Raw genomic sequence first — 20,323 nt, forward strand, 5'->3', positions numbered from 1 at the left:
AAAATCAATAGTTTACAAAACACAAGCTATTGATTTGCGAGCCCATCCATGAGGGGCGCGTTGAAGACTTCTTGCGAAGTCATCGAATAAAGCGACAGCCATCAGCTTGGACCAAGGGAGTGTGATGCAACCGATCAACAACGACGAACTGCTGCGCGAGGCCCTGCTCGACCTGGCCAAGGCCCGTGAACTTGAGGAGCACCAGCGGCGCAAATCGGAAGCCCTGTTGGCCGGGCTACGGGTGCTGATCAAACCCGCCGACAGCACCACCATGTTCAAGGAACTGCTGGCTGTGCTCCGGGAAATTCTCAACTTTGAGGAGGCCTTTGTCCTGACCCGGCGCCCCAACGGTTCCATGGTACCCACGGTGGCCACCAACGACCTCCTGCTGACCGGCCGCTGGCACCCCCGGGCCATGTTACAGCGAGTTATGGCCGGCAAGCCGGCCACCCTGTTTGATGTGCGCGAAAACGAAGAGTGGCGGCAACAACCGGCAGCAATTCTGGCCCTTGCTTCCTCGGCTCTGCATGTCCCGTTGCGTGAGGGGGAACAGGCGGCCATTATGGTCTGTACCCATTCCCGGCGCAGTTTCTTTAACCGCAACCATCAACGGTTGGCGGAAAAATTTTCCACCCTGGCCTCCCAGGTACTACTCAACGCCGAACGCCAGCAGATGGAAGCCCAGCTTTTTCAAGCGCGCAAACTTGAGGCGCTGGGCATTTTAGCCGGGGGAATTGCTCACGATTTCAACAACATCCTGACCCCAATCCTGATCAACGCGCAAATGGCCAGACTGGAAGCGCCTGATCACCCTGTTCTACAACAGAGTCTTCAACAGATCGAACAGGCCGCCGAGCGGGCCGGAGCCCTGATCCAGCAGATTCTGGACTTCAACCGCCAGGGCAAACATGAACCCAAACCCATCCACCTGGAACCAATTATCAAGGAAGCCTTAAAATTTCTCCGCTCCACCGTTGCTCCAAACATTGTAATGGAGTATAAGAGAAGAGTGGACAATGACCTGGTGGCCGCCGATCCCACCCAAATGCTGCAGGTAGTCATGAACCTGGCAATCAACGCGGCGCGTGCCATGCGTGACACCGGTGGTCGCCTGGAGCTCGAACTGACCGCCGCCGACCGCCAACCCGCAGTCGCTTCCGCAACCGCGAAGGAAGATATGCCGCCCTGGCTAAAGCTGGTGGTAAGAGACACCGGCCCGGGGATCGCGCCGGAACACCTGGATCGAATTTTTGATCCATTTTTCACCACCAAAGGCAAAGGGGAAGGGTCCGGCATGGGCCTAGCCGTGGTCCACGGAATTATCAGCAACCATGGCGGCCTCATCAGTTGCTACAGCCAGCCCGACCAAGGCGCCAGCTTTGAAATTCTGCTGCCCGAGATAACCGGGCAAGAACCAACGGTGGCAACTCCGTCCTCGCCGGCCAGACTGAACGGCGGCCGGGAAAAAATTCTGCTGGTGGATGACGAACTGCCGGTGGTAGAGGCCTTTGCCCCCAACCTGGAAAAACTCGGCTACCAGGTGGACGCCACCACCAGCAGCGAGGCGGCCTTGGAGATGGTCAGTCGATCCCCCGGTATCTACGATCTGCTAATCACCGATTATAATATGCCGGGGCTCAACGGTTGCGAATTGGCCCGGCGGACAAAGCAAATCGACCCGGCCTTGCCGGTCATCCTATGTACCGGTTTCAGCAGTTCTCTGGATCAGGACGTCAGTCGATCCCAAGGTATTGCCGCCTGGATTACCAAACCATTCAGTATCGGCGAGTTTGCCGCCGTCATCCGCAACACCCTGGATAAAAAGGGAAGACAAAAAAATGGCTCAAATACTGGTAATTGATGACGACAAAATGGTCTGCGAGACCCTTAAGACCCTGATCAGCGCCCAGGGTCATCAAACCGAAAGCGCCCTGACCCTGAAAGAGGGCATGGAAAAGAACACCGCTACCACCTTTGATTTGGTTTTTCTGGATATCAACCTGCCCGACGGCAGCGGTCTCGATGCGGTGGCGGAGTTTCGCCGGGCTCCCTCCCACCCGGAAATCATCATCATCACCGGTGAAGGCGGCCCGGACAACGCCGCCCTGGCCATGAAGAGCGACGCCTGGGATTATGTCCGCAAACCACTTTCCATGCAGGATGTGCTGCTACCCCTCACCAGAGCCCTGCAGTACCGGCGGGAGAAGGGGGGGGATCACAAACCACCACGGGCCCTGCGACGCACCGAGATCATCGGCAACAGCCCCCAGGTCAACACCTGTCTTGATTTGGTAGCCAAGGCGGCCGGCACCGACACCAGTGTGCTGATCACCGGGGAGACCGGCACCGGCAAGGAGCTTTTCGCCCGGGCCATCCATGCCAACAGCGACCGAGCCGGGGAGGATTTCGTCGTAGTGGATTGCGCCTCCCTGCCCGCCACTCTGGTGGAAAGTATTCTCTTTGGCCATGAAAAAGGCACTTTCACCGGCGCCGAACAGACCCGTGAAGGCCTGTTTCACCAGGCCCACCGCGGCACCCTGTTTCTCGATGAAGTGGGGGAGCTGCCCTTGGAAACCCAGAAAAGCCTGCTGCGGGTTCTTCAGGAACAGCGCTTCCGCCCCATCGGCAGTTCCCGGGAAGTGAAAAGTAATTTCCGGCTGGTGGCCGCCACCAATCGCAACCTGGAAGCCATGACCACCGCCGGTGACTTCCGGCAGGATCTTCTCTATCGCCTGCGAGGTTTCTCCCTCGCACTGCCGCCGCTGCGCCAGCGTGGTGAGGACGTGATCGAACTGGCCCTGGCCCAGTTGAACAAACTGAGCAAACACTACCGGATCCCCACCAAAGGGCTCTGTCCCGGTTTTATGGAAACCCTGCGGGGCTATGACTGGCCCGGCAATGTCCGGGAACTGTTTAACGCCGTGGGTTCCGCCTTCGTCCAGGCCAAGGATGAACCCACTCTTTTTTCCATGCACCTGCCGGCCGAGGTCCGGGCCGGAGCCAAGCTCAAACAGGTTAAGGATCAAACCGACACCGACCCCCAACCGCTGCCCTCAGCCTCCTGCTCCGGCAATTTCGAACTACCAGTCCCGCAACCGCTGAAAAAAGTTCGAGAAGAAGCATTGGCCCGCACCGAGCGCCGGTATCTGCATGAACTGATCAGCCACGTTAACCGCAATATGGGAGAGGCCTGCACCATTTCCGGCCTGTCCCGGTCCCAACTGTACCGCCTCATGCAAAAACACGGGATTCAACGTTGAGTCCATTTTTTCACACCCACGCCTGTCAGCTGGCTGGCACACGACCCTTTACACCCTCCAAAGGTCAGGAAAAACACCGATAATTACGTTTGTAGTTTTCACCTCCGATATGGTATGTTCACGTGATGCTAATCGGGGACTATCACTTTAGTATCAATTACCATAACGTGACAGTAAAGCCGGTCACCCCCAGGGGGGGGGCACCGTTTGATTTTATTTTGCTGCAAGGAGGGATGAATGGGGTTCATTAACAGTCTTACCATCCAAAAACGGCTTGTGCTGGTACTGGCCATACCACTGCTTTTTCTATCTTACATCCTGATTAACGAGGCCATCGACAACTACCTCGACCTGCGGCAGGCCAGAAACACCCTGAACATTGCCGACATCGCCATTCATGCTGCCCATATCGCCCATGGTTTGCAGGATGAACGCACCCACTCCGACGCCTACCTCGGCAGCCGGGGGCAGACCGGAGGCAACCAGCTGGCCGCCACCCGCGCGGACAACGACCGGGCCATCGCGGCTCTGCGGGAACACCTGGCCGCCACCGGAGCCGAGCAGCACGTGCCGGAACTGCGGGACCAGGTAAGGCAGACGGTCAACGACCTGGGCCGGCTGGCTGATCTTCGCCGCCAGATCGACAATTTCAGTATCGGCGGTGGTGACTCCTTTGTCGCCTATGCGGAGATCCTGGCCGAAGTACGGGCCACCCTGCAGGTGGTCTCCCAGGTGATCCCCAATCAGGAGCTGATGCGACTGATCGCCGCTCACTACAATTTCCTCGAGTTCCTCATGCGCCTTAACGGCGAACGGCTGCTGATGGTCAACACCTTCGCGGCCAATGAATTTGCCCCCCTGGCATTCATGCGTTTCGCCGAAAGCCTGGCCGAACAGCGAGTTTACCTGGAAAGCTTTGAAACCCTGGCCGATCCGAAAATTCGCCAATACTACCAGGACCAGATGAACGCCCCGGCCGTCACCCGGGTTGCCGACCTGCGCCAGGTGGCCATCGACCACCGTTTCGGCGGCGGCTTCAACATCGAGCCCAATCGCTGGCTGCAGGCCATCAGCGGCAAGCTCGAGCTGATGAAAGGGGTCGAGGAACGGCTGGTTCAAAACTATCTGGACCATGGTGAAGCCTACCGTTCACAAAGCCTGACACAACTGGCAACCAAATTGGGTTTCGGGTTCGTGGTCTGGTGGTCGACAGCCATCATCGGAGCGCTGGTGATTATCAACTTGGTTCGCGCCTTCAAAACCATTTCCACCGATATCGGTGATGGCACCGTCCAGGTCAACTCGGCTGCCCATCAGCTGGCATCCACCAGCCAGATGGTAGCCGACAGCTCGTCTCGTCAGGCGGCGGCCGTGGAGCAGACCTCCGCCTCCATGGAGGAGATGAGTTCGATGATCAACCGGGATGCCGACAACGCCCTGCAGGCCGATGCCCTGATGCGGGAAGCCAACGATGTCCTGAGCCGGGCCGACGGCTCCATGAAAAAGCTTATTGAGTCGATGAACGAAATCAGCAGCGCCTCTTTGGAGACCCAGAAGATCGTTAAAACCATCGATGAGATCGCTTTCCAGACCAACCTGCTGGCCCTGAACGCCGCAGTGGAGGCGGCCCGAGCCGGTGAGGCCGGCGCCGGGTTTGCGGTGGTGGCCGACGAGGTAAGGAACCTGGCCATGCGGGCCGCCGAAGCGGCTCAGAACACCTCAACCCTGATCGAGGGCACGGTGCAGAAGGTCCAGGGCGGCACCAGCCTGGTGGATGAAACCGGCGGCTCCTTCACCGCCGCCCGAGAAGCGGTACAAAAAATCGCCATCCTGCTGGCGGAGATTGCCACTGCCTCCCGTGAGGAGGCCGATGCCGCCAAACAGGTCAACGACGCCATCAGCCACATCGACAGCGCCACCCAGGAAAACGCCGCTTCCGCCGAAGAAACGGCCTCGGCGGCCAACGAGCTTTCCGGTCAGGCTGAATCAATCCAGCAACGGGTCGCCGAACTGATGGCCATGGTGGGCAAGGAGATGGCATTAGAGCAGGAAGACCGCAGCCTGAAAAGGCCGCCCTCCGCTCCCTCCCAGCAGACCAGAAGGGCCCTGCCGGCCAAAAAGCAAGAAGACAAACCAAAACCCCAGCCAAGGCAGGAATTAGAACCCTTCGACGATTTTTAGCTGCATCATCAGGGCGATAACCCAAAAATAGCCAAATAAAGCGACCACCGGACACCACCAGCTACAGCCCCGCGTGGTCGCTTTTTTTATTCCAACCCCGGTAAAATAATCGGTAAACGGCCGTCAGTGCCGCAGCTTGCGGCAAGCGGGCCGGCGAAGCGTACCCCAGTATGCGAGCCGGCCTGATCGCCGCAAGATCCGGCACTGCCGGCCGTTTACCGCCAGTGCCGGATCAGTTCTACCAGGGTCCGCACCCCGAACCCCGAAGGCCCTTTGGGCACATATGATTTTTCGGTAAAGTTCCAGGCCGTACCGGCGATATCCAGATGCACCCAAGGGGTATTGCCGACAAATTCCTCCAGAAACGCCGCCCCTAAAATGGTACCGGCATCACGCTTGTCCACATTTTTCAGATCAGCCACTTTCGATTTAAGTTGCTTGCGGTACTCCGGCCCCAATGGCAGACGCCAGTATGGCTCCCCGGCCCGCTCCCCGGCCGCCAGCACTTTTGCGCACAATTCATCATCGTTACCCAGTAAACCGGCCCGATGGTGCCCCAGAGCCACGATCACCGCCCCGGTGAGGGTGGCCAGGTCGACCACCGCCGTTGGCTTGAACTGCTCCACCCCGTACGCCAGGGCATCGGCCAGCAACAGGCGCCCTTCGGCATCGGTATTGATCACCTCCACACTTTTGCCGCCGTATTGGCGGATAATGTCACCCGGTTTCAACGCCGCCGGGCCGGGCAGATTTTCCGCCGCCGGAATCATGGCCACGATATTGATCCCTTTGGGCTGCTCCCGGGCCACCACGGCCATGGCCGCCAACACCGCCGCCCCGCCACACATGTCGTACTTCATCTCTTCCATGCCGCTGCTGGGTTTCAAGGAAATCCCGCCGGAATCAAAGGTCAGCCCTTTACCCACCAGCAGCAGCGTCGGCCCTGGCAGCCCGGCTTGCTGCCGGCTGCGCCGCCGGCCGACAGCCTCCGGTTGCCCGCGATACTCCAGCACCACCAGCCGAGGCGGTTGGGCCGATCCTTGCGTGACCGCCAGCATCCCCCCCATCCCCAGTTTTTCCATGGCCTTGCGATCATGCACCGTAACTTTAAGACCATGTTGCCGCGCCAACTGGCGGGCCTGGCGGGCGAAATCATCGGGCGTCCAGCCGTTGCCCGGCTCATTGGCCATATCCCGGGCCCGGCAGACCGCCTTCGCCAGTTCCGCAGCCCGGCTGACCACGATACCAAGGCCTCGAGGCCCTTGAAAAATGAGCCGTTGCAGCGGTGATTCACTTTCTTCCGCATTTTCCGTCAACGCCGATTTTTTCTCCACCCCGGTTTGAGGCCCCGCCGCCACCGAAAAGTATTTACGAAAGCGATAGGCGGCCAGCAGCATCCCTTCACACAGGGGAGAGACAACCTCCGTCGCCGGGCGCTCATCAGTAACAGGCGGCAGCACCGTGACCGCAACGGCCCGGGTTTTACGAACAGCAGCCATGGCCGTACCTCCCACCTGCCGCCAGCCCTCTCCCCCGCTCTCTGGCTCCCCCAGTCCGACCATGACCACTCTTTGCAGTTTGCCGTCGGTCGCCTCGGCTAGCTTACGGGGCGGATAACAAACCAGCACCTGATCTTTTTTGCCGATGAAATCACCGCTTGCAAATGCACCTGCAAGACACTCGGCCAGGCCCGGATGATCCGGCATCACCGGCGGGCCCCCACCATCGACAGCCCTGACAAAACAGAGCAAGGTATCACCTTCAATGGCGGACGAAGTGGTGGCCTTAACGGTTATCTCATGATTATTTTGATTTTTTTTAGACATAAAATCGCATCCTCGTTAAAGTTATAGGCATCGCAAAAAACCGCGCCGGTTCCCCGCTGATTATCACCAGAGGCCGGCCGACAAGAGGTGCCGCTCAGCGGCACCACATCTTCGGGTGATCAGCCAGGGCGCCCCTGAGATCAGTGACGATTGTTCTGGAATCTTGTTGTTAACCCCGGTAATATCGGGCCAATTGTCTGGATCGGCGTCGCCCGACCTCTCATCGGTCAGTTTAACTGGAGGAAAAAGTGCTTACCCAACTAATCCTTGCCATCGGCTTTGCCGTGGTAGTCTCGGCCCTGTGCAGTATTTTTGAAGCGGTTCTCTACTCGGTACCTCTGAGCCGGGTGGAACTGCTGGCCCAGAAACGGCCTTATGTAGGCAACATTCTAAAAAAACTCAAGCAGGATATCCACCGGCCCATCACCGCCATTCTGACCTTAAACACCATTGCCAACACCGCCGGTGCCGCCGTGGCGGGAGCAGCCGCCGCCGTGGTTTTTGGTGAACAGCACCTGACCCTTTTTTTTGCCGCCTTTACCGTCAGTATCCTGCTGTTTTCGGAAATTATACCCAAAACCCTGGGCGTCAGCTACAGCAAGCTACTGGCCCCTTGGATTGCCCTGCCCTTGCACTGGCTGGTGAAAATAATGGCCCCGGCGGTGTGGGTGATCCATTTGATCACCCGACGGTTGGGCAGCAGCCAGAACGAGGAGGTCCTGGTTTCCGCCAAAGAGGTGGCGGCCTTTGCCGCCATCAGCCAACAGACCGGCGCCATCGACAACCAGGAGGCCAGTGTGATCACCAACATTCTTGAGCTGCGTCACCAGCGGGTGCGGGACGCCATGACCCCGCGCACCGTCACCTTCATCCTGGACGCCGAACTAACCGTTGGTGAAGCCCGGGAGTTTGAAAAAAAATGGAACTTTCACAGCCGGGTACCGGTTTATACCGGAGAAGCGGACAATATCGTGGGCATTGTTCTACGCAAGGATGTCCTGCTGGCCGCCGCCGCCGATAATCATCTGGTTAAGCTGAAAGATCTTATGCAGCCGGTCCATTTCGTGCCCGAATCCGCCCGGCTGACCCGGATACTGTTGGATTTTTTCGAGTTGCGCCGCCATCTTTTCGTGGTGGTGGATGAGTACGGCGGTTTTACCGGGGTCATCAGCCTGGAAGATGTCATCGAAGAGATTGTCGGCCGGGAAATCATCGACGAATCCGACCAGATCAAGGACATGCGGGAACTGGCCAAAAACAAGCGGGAGCTTTTTTTAAAACAGCTCAATAACCTTAAATAACCGTCATTTATCGCCAAAAGGCAAACAACCGGCACAACCCTCCTGGCGTCAAACGACCTCGACGGTCAATAGCTGCCTGTTGCTTCTCTGTTTTGCTAAAAAATCACGATCAGGTATGACACCAAGAGGGCGATGATCAGCAGGTTGATGCCGAGAAAATTGCGAAAACCGACCAGGCCGGCAAAATCACGCAAACAGAATTGCCACAGGATGTAACAGCCGGCAATGGACCCGTTGAGCATAAAGACCGCCGCCAAAACCTGGACCGGGAACTCCGGCACCGTAAACTGCAGCTTTTCCAACACCATCAGGCCGAACTGGCGGCCGGCGGTGGGAATAAAATCACCCACTCCGGCGGTGAAATAGTGCATCCGGTAAACCAGTTCCCCGGTAAACGACATGGGAATCAAGATTGGCACCATGGGCGAAAACTTGCCGAACATCGGGTCCTCGGTGATGCCGAACAGCTTGGAACCATAGTGAATGACTCCCAACACCACGGCAAACCCGAGAACCAGAAGAATACTGAACAACACCGCATCAGACATCCCGAAAGTCGCCTGTAATTTGGCATAATTAGGGCTTTCCCGAAAAAAACGGGCCAACTGCGAGCCGATGAGAAAGGGGACAATATAGGTGCATGTGATATACCGCCCTTTATTGCGGATCAGTTCAGAATAGGGGTTGCGCAGTAACAACTGGGGCGAGTCCCGGTCGCAGGCCGGCAGGCAGTGGCCACAGACCAGGCAGTGCAGGTTGTTCTGGACGTTGAAGGCCCCGAGGTAGACTGGACAGCCCCGTTTACCGGGCGCTCCACGCTTGCAGGCGAAGGTGGTACAGCCCCGGCACTTGTCGTGATCGGGCCGGAACTCGGTGATGGCCAGGGTGGCGGCCGCCCCGCTGATCCGGCCCAGCGGGCAGAGGTGACGGCACCAGGCCTGGCCGGAAAACAGCACCGACAACAATGACGCGCCAAAAACAATGGCCAGCAGGAAAAACGCGGTGCCCAGCGGCGAGCGGTCAAGCCCGCCGACAATCTCGGTCCAGATAATCAGGGCCAGCAAAAATACCGAGCTGTATACCCCGTATTTTTGCAGCAACCTGGGGACCGGCAGGTTCAGGGTCCAGCCCTTATTCTGGAGAAAAACCCCCAAACCGGGAAAAGGGCAGATCCCGCACCACATCCGGCCGACAAAAAACCAGCTTAGGACAATGGCCGGCCAGACCACCCCCCAACTGAGAAAAACGGCGATATTGTTCTCTGGCTCCCGGGGACCGAAGAGCCCCAGCAGGAGAATAAAGATAAAGAGCAGATCACTGGCAATCCGCATGTAGGCATAATGGTGCCGGGCAGCCAAGAAACGCCGGATGCTGGGGAACATCCGGAACAGATCGAGCCGGTCCCGCTCATCGGCGGAAACCAGACTTTTCAGGGCCCTTGTCCACCAGTTCACCTTCAGTCAACCTCTTGCAGCACTACTTCCACCAGCTTCTCTTCGCCGTCACGGATAATCCGCAATTCAACGGCGTCCCCCACCCGGAAATTGTCGAGCACATTGCGCAGGTCATCGAAGTTGGCCACTCGACGACCTGCCACCGCGACAATAATATCTCCCAGAATCAGCGCCCCTCCGACCTGCCGGCTGCCTTGCAGGCCGCTTTTCTCCGCCGCCCCGCCAGGCTGGATATTGACGAGCAGGACTCCTTCCACTCCCAGGCGCCGGGCCAGTTGCTCGTGGGCCACGGTGATCCCAAGACCGGGCTGGATGACCCGGCCGTAACGGATGATCTCCGGCACCACCCGGTTTACCACATCCACCGGCACGGCAAAACCGATGCCGGCACTGCCTCCGGATGGACTGAAGATGGCGGTATTAACCCCGATCAGACGGCCGGCGCTGTCCAGCAGAGGACCGCCGGAGTTGCCGGGGTTAATGGCCGCGTCGGTCTGGATCACTCCCTGGATGGTCCGACCGGTCACCGCCTTGATTTCTCGCCCCAGGGCCGACACAATCCCCGAGGTCATGGTCTGGTCCAGCCCAAAGGGGTTGCCGATGGCAAAGACCTGCTGCCCAACCAGCAGGTTGGTCGATTCACCCACCGGCAACGGGGCCAGTTTTTCCTGCGGGGCATCAATGCGCAGCACCGCGATATCCTTGTCCGGGGCTACTCCCACCACCCGGCCCGGCCAGGAGGTCTGGTCGGCCAGGGTCACCTCGACCCGGCTGGCGTCTTCAATGACATGATAGTTGGTTACCACATGCCCCCGCTCATCCCAGATAAAGCCGGTACCGGTCCCCCGGGGCAACTCATAAATATTGAGGGTAAAAAGGCTGCGGCGCAACTCGGTGGTGGTTATGAAGAGCACCGCAGGCGAGGCGGATTGGAAAATCTCAATGGTGGTCTGCTCGGCGGCGGCCAGATCTCCCCGGGCGGTAACGGCTCGGGGCTCCACCGGCGGCAGGGGCTCCTGACGGTCCTGAAAAAACCACCACCAGCCGCCGACAATCACCGCCAGCAACAACAGGACAGGCACCCGGCGAGCGGGTTTTCCAGAACGGGTAGATACTCTCATCGCTTACAGACCGAGCAGCACTTTGGCAATGACAAAGTAGCCGGTAACCCCGACGATGTCCATGGTGGTGGTGATAAACGGCCCGGTGGCCACCGCCGCATCAACATTGAGCCGCCGCAGAATCAAAGGGATTCCAGCCCCGATACTGGCCGCCAAAGTCATCACCAGAAAAATGGAAATAGCTATCACCAGCCCCAGCAAGGCCGGCTCGGCATAACCAAGCCAGGCCAGGATCCCGAGAAAAATGCCGTAGACGGTACCCAGGATCATCCCCACCCGCATCTCCTTGAAGATCACCCGGAACAGGGCTTCCATATTAACTCGGCCGGTGGCGATTCCGCGCACTACAATGGTGCTGGACTGGGTGCCGATGTTACCGCCCATGCCGGCCACCACCGGCATAAAAGCCGCCAGAGCCAGCACCTGGGACAACTCATCCTCAAACAAGGTGATAATCACCGCCGCGGCCACTCCTCCCAGCAGGGTGGCAAAGAGCCAGGGAGCCCGGGTTCTGGCATTGGCCAGCACCGGTTTCAGGAGGATCTCCTGGTCTTTACCAGCCCCGGCCATCTGCAGGAAATCTTCGGTGGCCTCATCCCGGATAACGTCGATGATGTCGTCAACGGTGACAATGCCAAGCAGCTTGTAGGAGGAATCCACCACCGGCAGAGCCAGGAAATTGTACTGGGAAACCAGATGGGCCACCTCATGCTGCGGGGTGGTTGTGGAAACGGCGATTACGCTGGGATTCATCACGTTCTTCAACTGTCGGTAGGGCGGATGCAACAGCAACTCTCGCAGGGAAAGCACCCCGGAGAGCTGCTGCTCCTGGCCGTGGGTAATGTAAAGATAAAAAGAAGTCTCCGATTCCTCGCTGCGCTCCTGGACGTTCTTGATCGCCTCATCCACCGTCATATCTTCATCAAAGGCCATGAAGTCTGGGGACATTAAGCCGCCGGCGGTCTCCGAATCGTACTTGAGCAGCGCGTCGACCTCTTCCCGGTCGGCCTTGCCCATGACTTGGCGGATATCGTTGGCGATCTCTTCGGGCAGGGCCTCCAGCAAGTCGGCGGCATCGTCTTTGTCCATCTCCTTGACGATGGCCGCCATATACTGGGGAGTGAGTTCGCTTACCAACTCCAGCATGATGGATTCATCAAGCTCACTGATGAAATCCCCGACCATATCGGTCTGGGCAATGATGTTGAAGATGCTGCGCCGTTCGGCGGGGGTGAGATGGCGGAAGGTCCAGGCGATATCAGCGGGATGGGTTTTTTTGAGCATCTTCAGGAGATGATCCACGGCATGCCGGCGGTTCAACCGCCGGATGGTTTCCAGGATCACCCGCCCTTCGTTGCCGATCAGTTCTCGCTTTTGCCCTTTCCGCATGAACCGTTTCCCGTCTGTCTTCGATCCCGACTGATAATGTTGATGGATTTACCCTTATATCGCGTCCCCTGCAGGGCGTCAATAAAGATGAATCCACCAAAAGTCCGTCCATGGACTTTTGGCTCCCCGGAAAGTGAAAATGCGGTTTCCGCTTTTCTTACAAATCGATAAACACCAAGCAAGCTTATTGATTTGCGCAGCCGTCCATGGGGACGCAGGGGGCGCGCTGATGACTTCTTGCGCAGCCATCAATAAACCAGTGCCGACAATTCAGGACAACGTCAAAGTCATTGCCCCTGAGCCACGGAGCAAGAAGGGAAATCAGGCTTCGGGAGCCTGCAACCAGCGCGCCAGGATATCGACAATCCTGGCGGCCTGGTCCCGGCTGGAGATATTGAACTTGGACTGCTGCCGGTACTGACCGCTCATCTTACGGTAACGCCGGATAGTGTACTGCTCGGAGCCGTAAGCTTCCTTTTTGCGATCCCACTGCTGGTAGCGAAAGATAATGGTGGTCCAGGCACCCTTGCTGAGCACTTCTTTATCCAACTCCTTAACCAGCAGAACCCCTTCTTCCTCGTAGTTGATCGTAATATCGGAGATTTCAGCAGACATTTAATCTTCCTCGGGAATTACCAACAAAAAAAGGGTTCAGCAACGCAATCTGCCAAACCCTATTAAGGATCAAAAAATGGTAGCGGGGGGAGGATTTGAACCTCCGACCTTCGGGTTATGAGCCCGACGAGCTACCGAACTGCTCCACCCCGCGTCGCATCAGGGCATACTACCTCTTTTTGCAGAAAAGTCAAGGTGTGGCGGCAATTTTTTGTAACCCGGCAATAATTTCCGTCGGCAGACGGGTCAGCTTGCCCTGGCGGTCCACGGTCGCATGGGTGGTATAGGCCAGGGCCAGCAGGCGGCCCTGTTCATCGCTGAGCCGGTAGTTGAAGCGGCAGGATACGGCTTTGATCTCCACCAGGGAGGTTTCCACGGTCAGCAGGTCATCGTAACGGGCCGAGGCCTTGTAGCGCACCCGGCAATCCACCACCGGCAGAATAATACCCCTTTCTTCCAGGCTGCGGTAGCTGACCACCAATTCCCGCATGAACTCCGTGCGGCCAGCCTCGCAAAATCGCAGATAGTTAGCGTAGTACACCACCCCACCGGCATCGGTATCACCGTAAAGCACCCGCAAACGATGGGCGTGAATAGGTTCTTGTAAAGAAAATTCCCGAGCCGTCATCACTCATCTCCCAACAGTAGCCTGATAAAGTCCCGGCCGTCGGCCAGCAGCGGGGCGGCAGCAGCCCGCCGTTCACTGTAATTGCCCCTGGCCGGCTCCATCCAGCAGGAACCATCGGCACAGGCCGGGTTCCGCACATTCCACCGTGAGTCAAAAAGCAGAAAAGGCACCGGCAGATCGGCATGAGTACGGGTGGCCAGGGGGGTAAAGTGATCCATGGTTACCGTCAAGCGGAAATCTTCGCCGCTTTTTTGCAGTCCTTCCAGCATGGGCCCCACCACCCTGTGGTCAAAATCGGTGATAGCCCGCAGCTTATCTTCGAGGTTACCCTGATGAGAAACCTCGTCGGGGGCCTCCACATGGACAAAAACAAGGTCGTGGCGCTTCAATGCCTCCAGGGCCGCCGACACCTTGCCGGCATAGTTGGTGTCGAGATAACCGGTCACCCCCGGCACATTAATGATTTCCATGCCGGCATATACCCCGATACCCTTCAAGAGATCGACGGCGGAAATCAAGGCGCCGCTGACCCCGAATTGCTCATGCAGGGTGGCCATGGTCGGCGGCCGCCCCTCACCCCAAAGCCAGATGGCATTGGCCGGGTTTTCGCCGGCCTCCTGCCGCCGCCGATTGGCCGGGGCGGCCGCCAGCAGTTCCGCCGCCCGGCTGACCACCTCGCCCAGCCCAGGCACCGCCAGGTAACGGCGCCAGTACTCTCCCACCTCCCGGTCGCTGTGGTCATGGGGCGGCACGGTGACCAGATCGGCGCAGTCATGACGCCATACCAGCAGATGCCGGTAGCTTACACCGGGGTAAAAACGGCAGTGCTCGTTGCCCAGCTCCCGGTCCAGAAGACCGATCAGTTCCGCCGCCGTGGGCGTATCGATATGCCCGCCGCTGTAGTCGACCATGCGTACCTGCCGGTCATCAAGGCGTTCCAGGGTGACCAGGTTGCAGCGAAAGGCGATGGCATCGGGGGGCAACTCTACTCCCATGCTGGCCGCCTCCAGCGGCGCTCGGCCGCTGTAGCATTCAGCCGGCCGGTAGCCCATCAGGGAAAGGTTGGCCACGTCGCTACCGGGGGCAAAACCCGGCGGCACCGTCTGCAGACGAAAAAGCCGCCCACGGCCGGCCAGGAAATCCATCACCGGAGTGTCGGCGACCTCCAAGGGGGTGCGGCCATCGAGGGATTCCAGGGGCAGATCCCCCATCCCGTCTCCTACCAGGATAATATATTTCATTGGGCCAACCGTTTTCGTTTGTCAGCTACTCTCGTCGTCGTCCATGATCCGAATCTTCACTGTGGGGGCGGCGCATACCTCCAGGGCGTCGATTTCCGCCAGGGCCGCTCGCACCGCTTCTTCCTCCGCCTCGTATGCCCGCATCATCACCGGCACCACGCCCTTCTCTTCCCGCCCCTGCTGCAGCACCGACTGAATGCTGATACCGTGGCGACCCAGGATACCGGTAATGGCCGACAGCACACCGGGTTTGTCCTGCACCGTCACCCGAAAATAATAAGGGCAACGCAGACTGGCCAAGGGGGCAATGACCGCTTCCCGGAGGTTTTCCGGCAGGTAACTGAGGCTGGGCACCCGGTTGATCGCCCCGTTCAAGATATTGCGGGCGATATCGACGATATCGGCCACCACCGCGCTGCCGGTGGGCATTTTCCCGGCACCCTGGCCATAAAACAACACATCGTCAACCATATCTCCGGTGAACTGAATGGCGTTAAAGGCGCCGCCGATATTGGCCAGCAACTCCCGGTTGGGCACCATGGTGGGATGCACCCGGGCCTCAAAGGAGCCGCCATGGTTACGGCTGATGGCCAGCAGCTTGATGCGGTAACCAAACTCCCGGGCAAATTCAATGTCGACGGGTTCAATACTGCTAATCCCTTCGGTGCTCACCTGGTCCAGCCGGACATGTACCCCGTAGGCCATACCCATCAGGATCACCAGCTTGTGGGCGGTGTCGATCCCTTCCACATCGTAGGTGGGATCGGCCTCGGCATAACCATGGGCCTGGGCTTCCTTGAGAACGGCATTGAAGTCCAGCCCCTCGTCGGTCATTCGGTTCAAAATGTAGTTGGCGGTACCGTTCATGATACCGATGATGGACTCGATCCGGTTGGCCACCAACCCTTCCTTCAAGGCCTTGATAACCGGAATCCCGCCACCGACACTGGCCTCAAAGCCCACTTCCACATTGTTGGCCGCCGCCGCAGCGAAGATCTCGCGGCCGTGCTGCGAGATGAGGGCCTTGTTGGCGGTCACCACGTGTTTGCCCGCGGCGATGGCCTTTAAAATAAAGGTCTTAGCCGGCTCAATCCCGCCGATCAGTTCCACCACGATATCGATATCCGGAGCCGCCACCACTTCATCGGCATTCCGGGTCAACTCCACCCCGGCGAACTCCGGCGGCAACTCATCGATGGCGATATCCGCCACCCTTTGCAAGCGCACATCCGCTCCGGTTTTCCGCTGCAGCCTGTCTCCCTGCAGGCGCAGTACCTCGGCGGTGCCGCTGCCCACCGTGCCAAAACCGATCAACCCAACCCTTATTTCACGCATCTATTCTTTCCCTGTCTTTCCTTAAAGCTTTGCTGGTGATAATTTGCTGGTGATAAAAAGATCAACCCCTCGCTTCTGATGAATCCGCAAAAAGTCCACCCATCAAAAATCCCCCTTCCCGCCCGACCTCCCGGCGGTTCCGGCGCCTGCCGCCAGCGGCCTCTGATGTTCAAACAGGCTCAGAAATACCTTCTTTGATTCCTGATGTCAAAACCTATTCCCCGTAAACCGGCATAAACCGACCCCGTCGAGACCCCCCACCATGGTCCGGCAGCCCTGCTTTATTTTTGCCGAAACCCGTTGCAATCATTGACTTTGCTTGAGAACCGGATAAAATACGCGATTTGCACTACCTGCCTTTACCGGTTTAATTCACAGACCCTCCCGGCCCCTTAACAGCCGGCTGTTTGCAACCACAAATTTTCAAGGACTATCCACGTGGAGCTTAATGTTTTCACCATGTTTTTGGAGGCGGGCCTGACCATCAAGGGCGTCATCCTCCTGCTGCTGGTTATGTCGCTTTATTCCTGGTTCATTGTTTTTCAGAAAGAAGTGCTGTACCGCAAAGTACGGCAAGCCTCCGAGGAGTTCAAGGAGCAGTTCTGGAAGTCCAAAAACCTGGCCGAGGCCCATAAAATCGCCAAGCAGGCTGAACTGGCCCCCGAGGCCATGGTTTTCCGGTCCGCCTATCAGGAACTACAGAAGCTCAACAAGGCCCAGGGCGGTGAGTTGCGCCTGGAAAACCGCCTGGCCGGCATGGAGCCCCTGAAAAGAGCGGCCAGCAAAAGCCTGGCCGGCGAGATCTCTCGCCTGGGCCGCTCATTGCCTTTCCTGGCCTCCACCGGCAGCGCCAGTCCTTTTATCGGCCTGTTCGGCACGGTGTGGGGGATCATGACCTCGTTTCACGAAATCGGCGTCAGGGGTTCGGCATCCTTAGCAGTGGTGGCGCCCGGGGTATCCGAGGCCCTGGTGGTAACCGCCGCCGGCCTGGCCGTAGCTATTCCGGCAGTAGTTTTCTACAACTACTACACCAACAAGCTGGTGGAAATCGAAGGCGACTCGCAGGCCTTTGCCACCGATTTCATCAATCTCATTGAGCGGGATTTTCTCACCCGCCCCAGAACCGCTGAAACGCAGGAATAACCATGGCCTTTGATATTCCCCCCGCCGGGCGGTCCAGTCGCCGGCTGGTTTCCGATATCAACGTCACCCCCCTGGTTGACGTGATGCTGGTGCTGCTCATCATCTTCATGATCGCCGCCCCGATGATGACCCAGGGGGTTGATGTGGATCTGCCGGAGACCACCACTCAGCCGCTACGCCAAGCCGCCGATCCGGTAATGATCACCGTGGACAGGAGTGGGGAAATTTATTTTGACGATATCAAAGGCACCCGGGAAATCCTGCGCCAGCAACTGGCATCACTGGCTCAGCGCCGGGGCACCGACCAAGCCGTACTGTTGCGAGCCGACCGGGAAGTGCCGTACGGACTGGTGGTGGCCGTCATGGCCGATATTAAGGATGCCGGTTTCAACCAGTTGGGGATGATCACCCAGCCGTCAGCCGAATGATCGACACACTTCGTGACCGCTTACAGTTTGACCCCCTGTTATCAGTTACCCGACGTTTAATTATGCAACAAAGTGCCCGGCGCCACTACAGCTACCGACCGCAAACCAGGTGAAACAGCTCGTGAACACAACAGGAAACCAACAACCATGGGGCATTCCCCTGGCCTTGGCGGTGGGTGTCCACCTGTTGGTCCTGCTGCCGGCCACCCTGGCCCCACAACTGGGATTCTGGCAGCGCCAACGCCCCCCCGTGGATATCCAGACGGTCAGCCTGTTCAGTGTCGCCGACCTGGCACCGGCCGCCCCCACGGCCCCGTCGCCTCCCGCTCCGACACCGCCGGCGCCGGTCGCGGTCCCAACCCCGCCCCCCCCTCCTGATGCGGTGGTCATCCCCCAAGAGAGCCCGGCCAAGATCACGATACCGGAACCTGCCCCCAGCGGTGAACCCCGCACCATCGCTCCCCAGGCGCCGGCCAAGGTGGCCGCCCGGCCGGACCCACCTCCAGCTCCCCTTTCCACGCAACCCATCCGCACCCGGGCGGATGATGAACAGTTACGGCAGTTAAGGGAGTATTACCAGCTGGAGGCCGAGGCCAGGGAAGCCCAACGGGAGGCGGAAACCGCCCGGCAACGGGCTCTGGACGCGGTGCGTGAAAATATCGTTGCCCAGGCGGCGCCACCGGTGCAGGCCGAACGCCGGGATGCTCCCGTACCGCCACCAACCAACGCTACCGAACAGGCCGGCCAGGATTTCGCCCAACGGGGCGGGGATACCACTCTGGATGCCGCCACCCGCGAGTACCTGGTCCGGCTGACCCAACATATCCAGTCTTACTGGGCACTGCCCAACCTGCCCACCTGGGACGAAAACCTGGTTGCGGTCATGGTGATTACCGTCCGCCGGGACGGCACCATCCGTCATACGACCTTTGAAAAACAATCGGAAAACGTGTACTTTAATCAGTTAGTCCGAAAAGCCGTCGACGACGCCACCCCCCTGCCCGTTTTCCCGCCAGCCTTGCGGGACAGTGAAATGGAAATCGGACTGCGCTTCCGCCCCGGTGAAGTTTTTTAACCACAGGATTTTTTATGAAACATCAACTAATAACCCTGCCTATCCTGCTGCTGCTGGCTCTGTTGCTGCCGGGCCGGGCCGACGCCCGGATCTATCTGGATATCACCTCTCCGGAGTTACGCAAAATCGCCATGGCAGTACCACCCCTGGTGGATCAGGCCAACGACGAGCAGCCCACCGACAGCGGCCGCCGGCTGGCCGATATCCTGGGGCGAGCCATGGAACTACACGGTTTCGTCACAATCATCGACCCGCAACTTTATGGTGAGCGCCAAGAGGTCAACTGGGAGCGCCACGGGGCGGAGTTTGTCATCCAGGGAAGTTACCGGGAAGGCGACGGCAGCTTTCAACTGGAATTACGGCTGCTGGACATCGGCGCCGGCCGGATGATTCACGGCCGCCGCTACCAGGCGCCGCGGGAGCTGGTGCGCCGTCAACTGCTGCGGTTCGTTGACGAGGCAGTGGAGGTGCTGACCGGCGAAAAGGGCATCAGCCGCAGCAAAATCACCTTCGTCTCCGACGCCACCGATCATAAGGAAATTTTTCTGGCCGACATCCTGGGCGACAACGTTCGCCAGGTCACCCGCCATCAGTACCTGGCCCTATCCCCCCGCTTTACCCGGGACGGGGAGCACCTCACATACACTTCCTACCACCGGGGCAACGCCAACCTTTATCAGACCAATATCCGGGAACTAAAGACCACCAGGGCCATTTCCCGCTGGGTGGGGCTCAACATGACCCCAACCTGGCCGCCGGAAGGCGACCGTATGGTGCTAACCCTCAGTCGGGATGACAACCCCGATCTTTATCTGGCCGAAATCAGCGGCCGGGTTATCCGCCGCCTGACCCACGGCGAAGGGGTCAATGTTTCTCCCAGTTTTTCTCCGGACGGTCGGCGGCTGGCCTTTGTCTCCGACCGCAGCGGCACTCCCCAGATCTACATCATGGACATGAGTACCATGGCGGTGCAACGCCTCACCTTCCAGGGCCACGACAACACCACCCCCAGTTGGTCCCCCGACGGCAAATGGATTGCCTACACCAGCCGGATTGACGGAGTGCTGCACATTGCAGTGATCAGCCCCGACGGCGGCCCACCCCGTCAGGTTACCCGCGCCTGGGGCCACCATGAAACCCCCAGTTGGTCGCCGGACAGCCGCCAGCTGGTTTTCTCCCGCCAGCGCCATGAACGGGAGGAACTCTGTACCATTTTTCTGGATGGCAGCGGCCTGAGGGTCTTGTTTGACAATCAGCCGGGCAATCATTCCATGCCCCAGTGGTCGCCCCGCCTGGAATGGTAGAGGCGACAAGCTGGCGAATGAG

General features: G+C 58.9%; 16 protein-coding genes and 1 tRNA gene. 8 read left to right on the forward strand and 9 right to left on the reverse strand.

All coding sequences use genetic code 11. The features are described from left to right. Positions 1–124 precede the first annotated feature (124 nt). The 3 genes from P0N66_RS09820 to P0N66_RS09830 all read left to right on the forward strand — a co-directional run bounded on the left by P0N66_RS09820 (position 125) and on the right by P0N66_RS09830 (position 5,441). Positions 125–1,861, forward strand: coding sequence for a hybrid sensor histidine kinase/response regulator (locus tag P0N66_RS09820; RefSeq protein WP_275804858.1), 1,737 nt, complete (start codon positions 125–127; stop codon positions 1,859–1,861). Next, positions 1,839–3,260, forward strand: coding sequence for a sigma-54-dependent transcriptional regulator (locus P0N66_RS09825; RefSeq protein ID WP_275804859.1), 1,422 nt, complete (start codon positions 1,839–1,841; stop codon positions 3,258–3,260). The genes P0N66_RS09820 and P0N66_RS09825 overlap by 23 nt, the downstream gene beginning before the upstream one ends. A gap of 237 nt (positions 3,261–3,497) precedes the next feature. Beyond that, the gene (locus tag P0N66_RS09830) at positions 3,498–5,441 is read left to right on the forward strand and encodes a methyl-accepting chemotaxis protein (protein ID WP_275804860.1); all 1,944 of its coding nucleotides are present in this window, start codon (positions 3,498–3,500) and stop codon (positions 5,439–5,441) included. 215 nt (positions 5,442–5,656) lie between these two features. Here P0N66_RS09830 and P0N66_RS09835 read toward each other — a convergent pair whose 3' ends face one another. Then, a complete protein-coding gene (locus P0N66_RS09835) occupies positions 5,657–7,267 on the reverse strand; it encodes a leucyl aminopeptidase (protein WP_275804861.1) in 1,611 nt (536 codons plus the stop codon). Between the two features lie 248 nt (positions 7,268–7,515). Here P0N66_RS09835 and P0N66_RS09840 point away from each other — a divergent pair, with 248 nt between their 5' ends. Continuing rightward, the gene (locus tag P0N66_RS09840) at positions 7,516–8,568 is read left to right on the forward strand and encodes a hemolysin family protein (RefSeq protein ID WP_275804862.1); all 1,053 of its coding nucleotides are present in this window, start codon (positions 7,516–7,518) and stop codon (positions 8,566–8,568) included. Between the two features lie 95 nt (positions 8,569–8,663). Here the strand turns inward: P0N66_RS09840 and P0N66_RS09845 are convergent, their stop codons facing one another. From P0N66_RS09845 to P0N66_RS09880, 8 genes are all read right to left on the reverse strand, one after another. Further along, positions 8,664–10,022: a 4Fe-4S binding protein gene (locus P0N66_RS09845; protein ID WP_275804864.1), complete on the reverse strand. Its 1,359-nt coding sequence runs from the start codon at positions 10,020–10,022 to the stop codon at positions 8,664–8,666. Positions 10,023–10,024: 2 nt separating this feature from the next. After that, positions 10,025–11,143, reverse strand: a complete 1,119-nt coding sequence (locus tag P0N66_RS09850; RefSeq protein WP_431190037.1) for a S1C family serine protease — start codon at positions 11,141–11,143, stop codon at positions 10,025–10,027. Between the two features lie 3 nt (positions 11,144–11,146). Continuing rightward, positions 11,147–12,532 carry a magnesium transporter gene (mgtE, locus tag P0N66_RS09855; RefSeq protein ID WP_275804868.1) on the reverse strand — a complete coding sequence of 462 codons (1,386 nt, stop codon included), beginning with the start codon at positions 12,530–12,532 and terminating at the stop codon, positions 11,147–11,149. A gap of 321 nt (positions 12,533–12,853) precedes the next feature. Continuing rightward, positions 12,854–13,147, reverse strand: a complete 294-nt coding sequence (locus tag P0N66_RS09860) for a hypothetical protein (RefSeq protein ID WP_275804870.1) — start codon at positions 13,145–13,147, stop codon at positions 12,854–12,856. 77 nt (positions 13,148–13,224) lie between these two features. Then, positions 13,225–13,301: transfer RNA gene (locus tag P0N66_RS09865), tRNA-Met, on the reverse strand. 36 nt (positions 13,302–13,337) lie between these two features. After that, positions 13,338–13,775 carry an acyl-CoA thioesterase gene (locus tag P0N66_RS09870; RefSeq protein WP_275804872.1) on the reverse strand — a complete coding sequence of 146 codons (438 nt, stop codon included), beginning with the start codon at positions 13,773–13,775 and terminating at the stop codon, positions 13,338–13,340. Continuing rightward, a complete protein-coding gene (locus P0N66_RS09875) occupies positions 13,775–15,016 on the reverse strand; it encodes a cofactor-independent phosphoglycerate mutase (RefSeq protein ID WP_275804873.1) in 1,242 nt (413 codons plus the stop codon). The genes P0N66_RS09870 and P0N66_RS09875 overlap by 1 nt, the downstream gene beginning before the upstream one ends. A 21-nt stretch (positions 15,017–15,037) precedes the next feature. Further along, a complete protein-coding gene (locus tag P0N66_RS09880) occupies positions 15,038–16,351 on the reverse strand; it encodes a homoserine dehydrogenase (RefSeq protein WP_275804875.1) in 1,314 nt (437 codons plus the stop codon). A 438-nt stretch (positions 16,352–16,789) separates the two neighbouring features. On the opposite strand from P0N66_RS09880, the gene tolQ reads away from it, so the two are divergent. The 4 genes from tolQ to P0N66_RS09900 all read left to right on the forward strand — a co-directional run bounded on the left by tolQ (position 16,790) and on the right by P0N66_RS09900 (position 20,301). Beyond that, positions 16,790–17,494 (forward strand): protein TolQ, encoded by a 705-nt coding sequence (gene tolQ, locus P0N66_RS09885; protein ID WP_275804878.1) that lies wholly within the window; start codon positions 16,790–16,792, stop codon positions 17,492–17,494. A gap of 2 nt (positions 17,495–17,496) precedes the next feature. Next, the gene (gene tolR, locus P0N66_RS09890; RefSeq protein WP_275804879.1) at positions 17,497–17,922 is read left to right on the forward strand and encodes a protein TolR; all 426 of its coding nucleotides are present in this window, start codon (positions 17,497–17,499) and stop codon (positions 17,920–17,922) included. Between the two features lie 121 nt (positions 17,923–18,043). Then, a complete protein-coding gene (locus P0N66_RS09895; protein ID WP_275804882.1) occupies positions 18,044–18,997 on the forward strand; it encodes an energy transducer TonB in 954 nt (317 codons plus the stop codon). 14 nt (positions 18,998–19,011) lie between these two features. Then, positions 19,012–20,301, forward strand: coding sequence for an LpqB family beta-propeller domain-containing protein (locus tag P0N66_RS09900; protein WP_275804884.1), 1,290 nt, complete (start codon positions 19,012–19,014; stop codon positions 20,299–20,301). Positions 20,302–20,323 lie beyond the last annotated feature (22 nt).

The sequence above is a fragment of the Desulfurivibrio dismutans genome, assembly GCF_029210385.1.
GTDB lineage: Bacteria > Desulfobacterota > Desulfobulbia > Desulfobulbales > Desulfurivibrionaceae > Desulfurivibrio > Desulfurivibrio dismutans.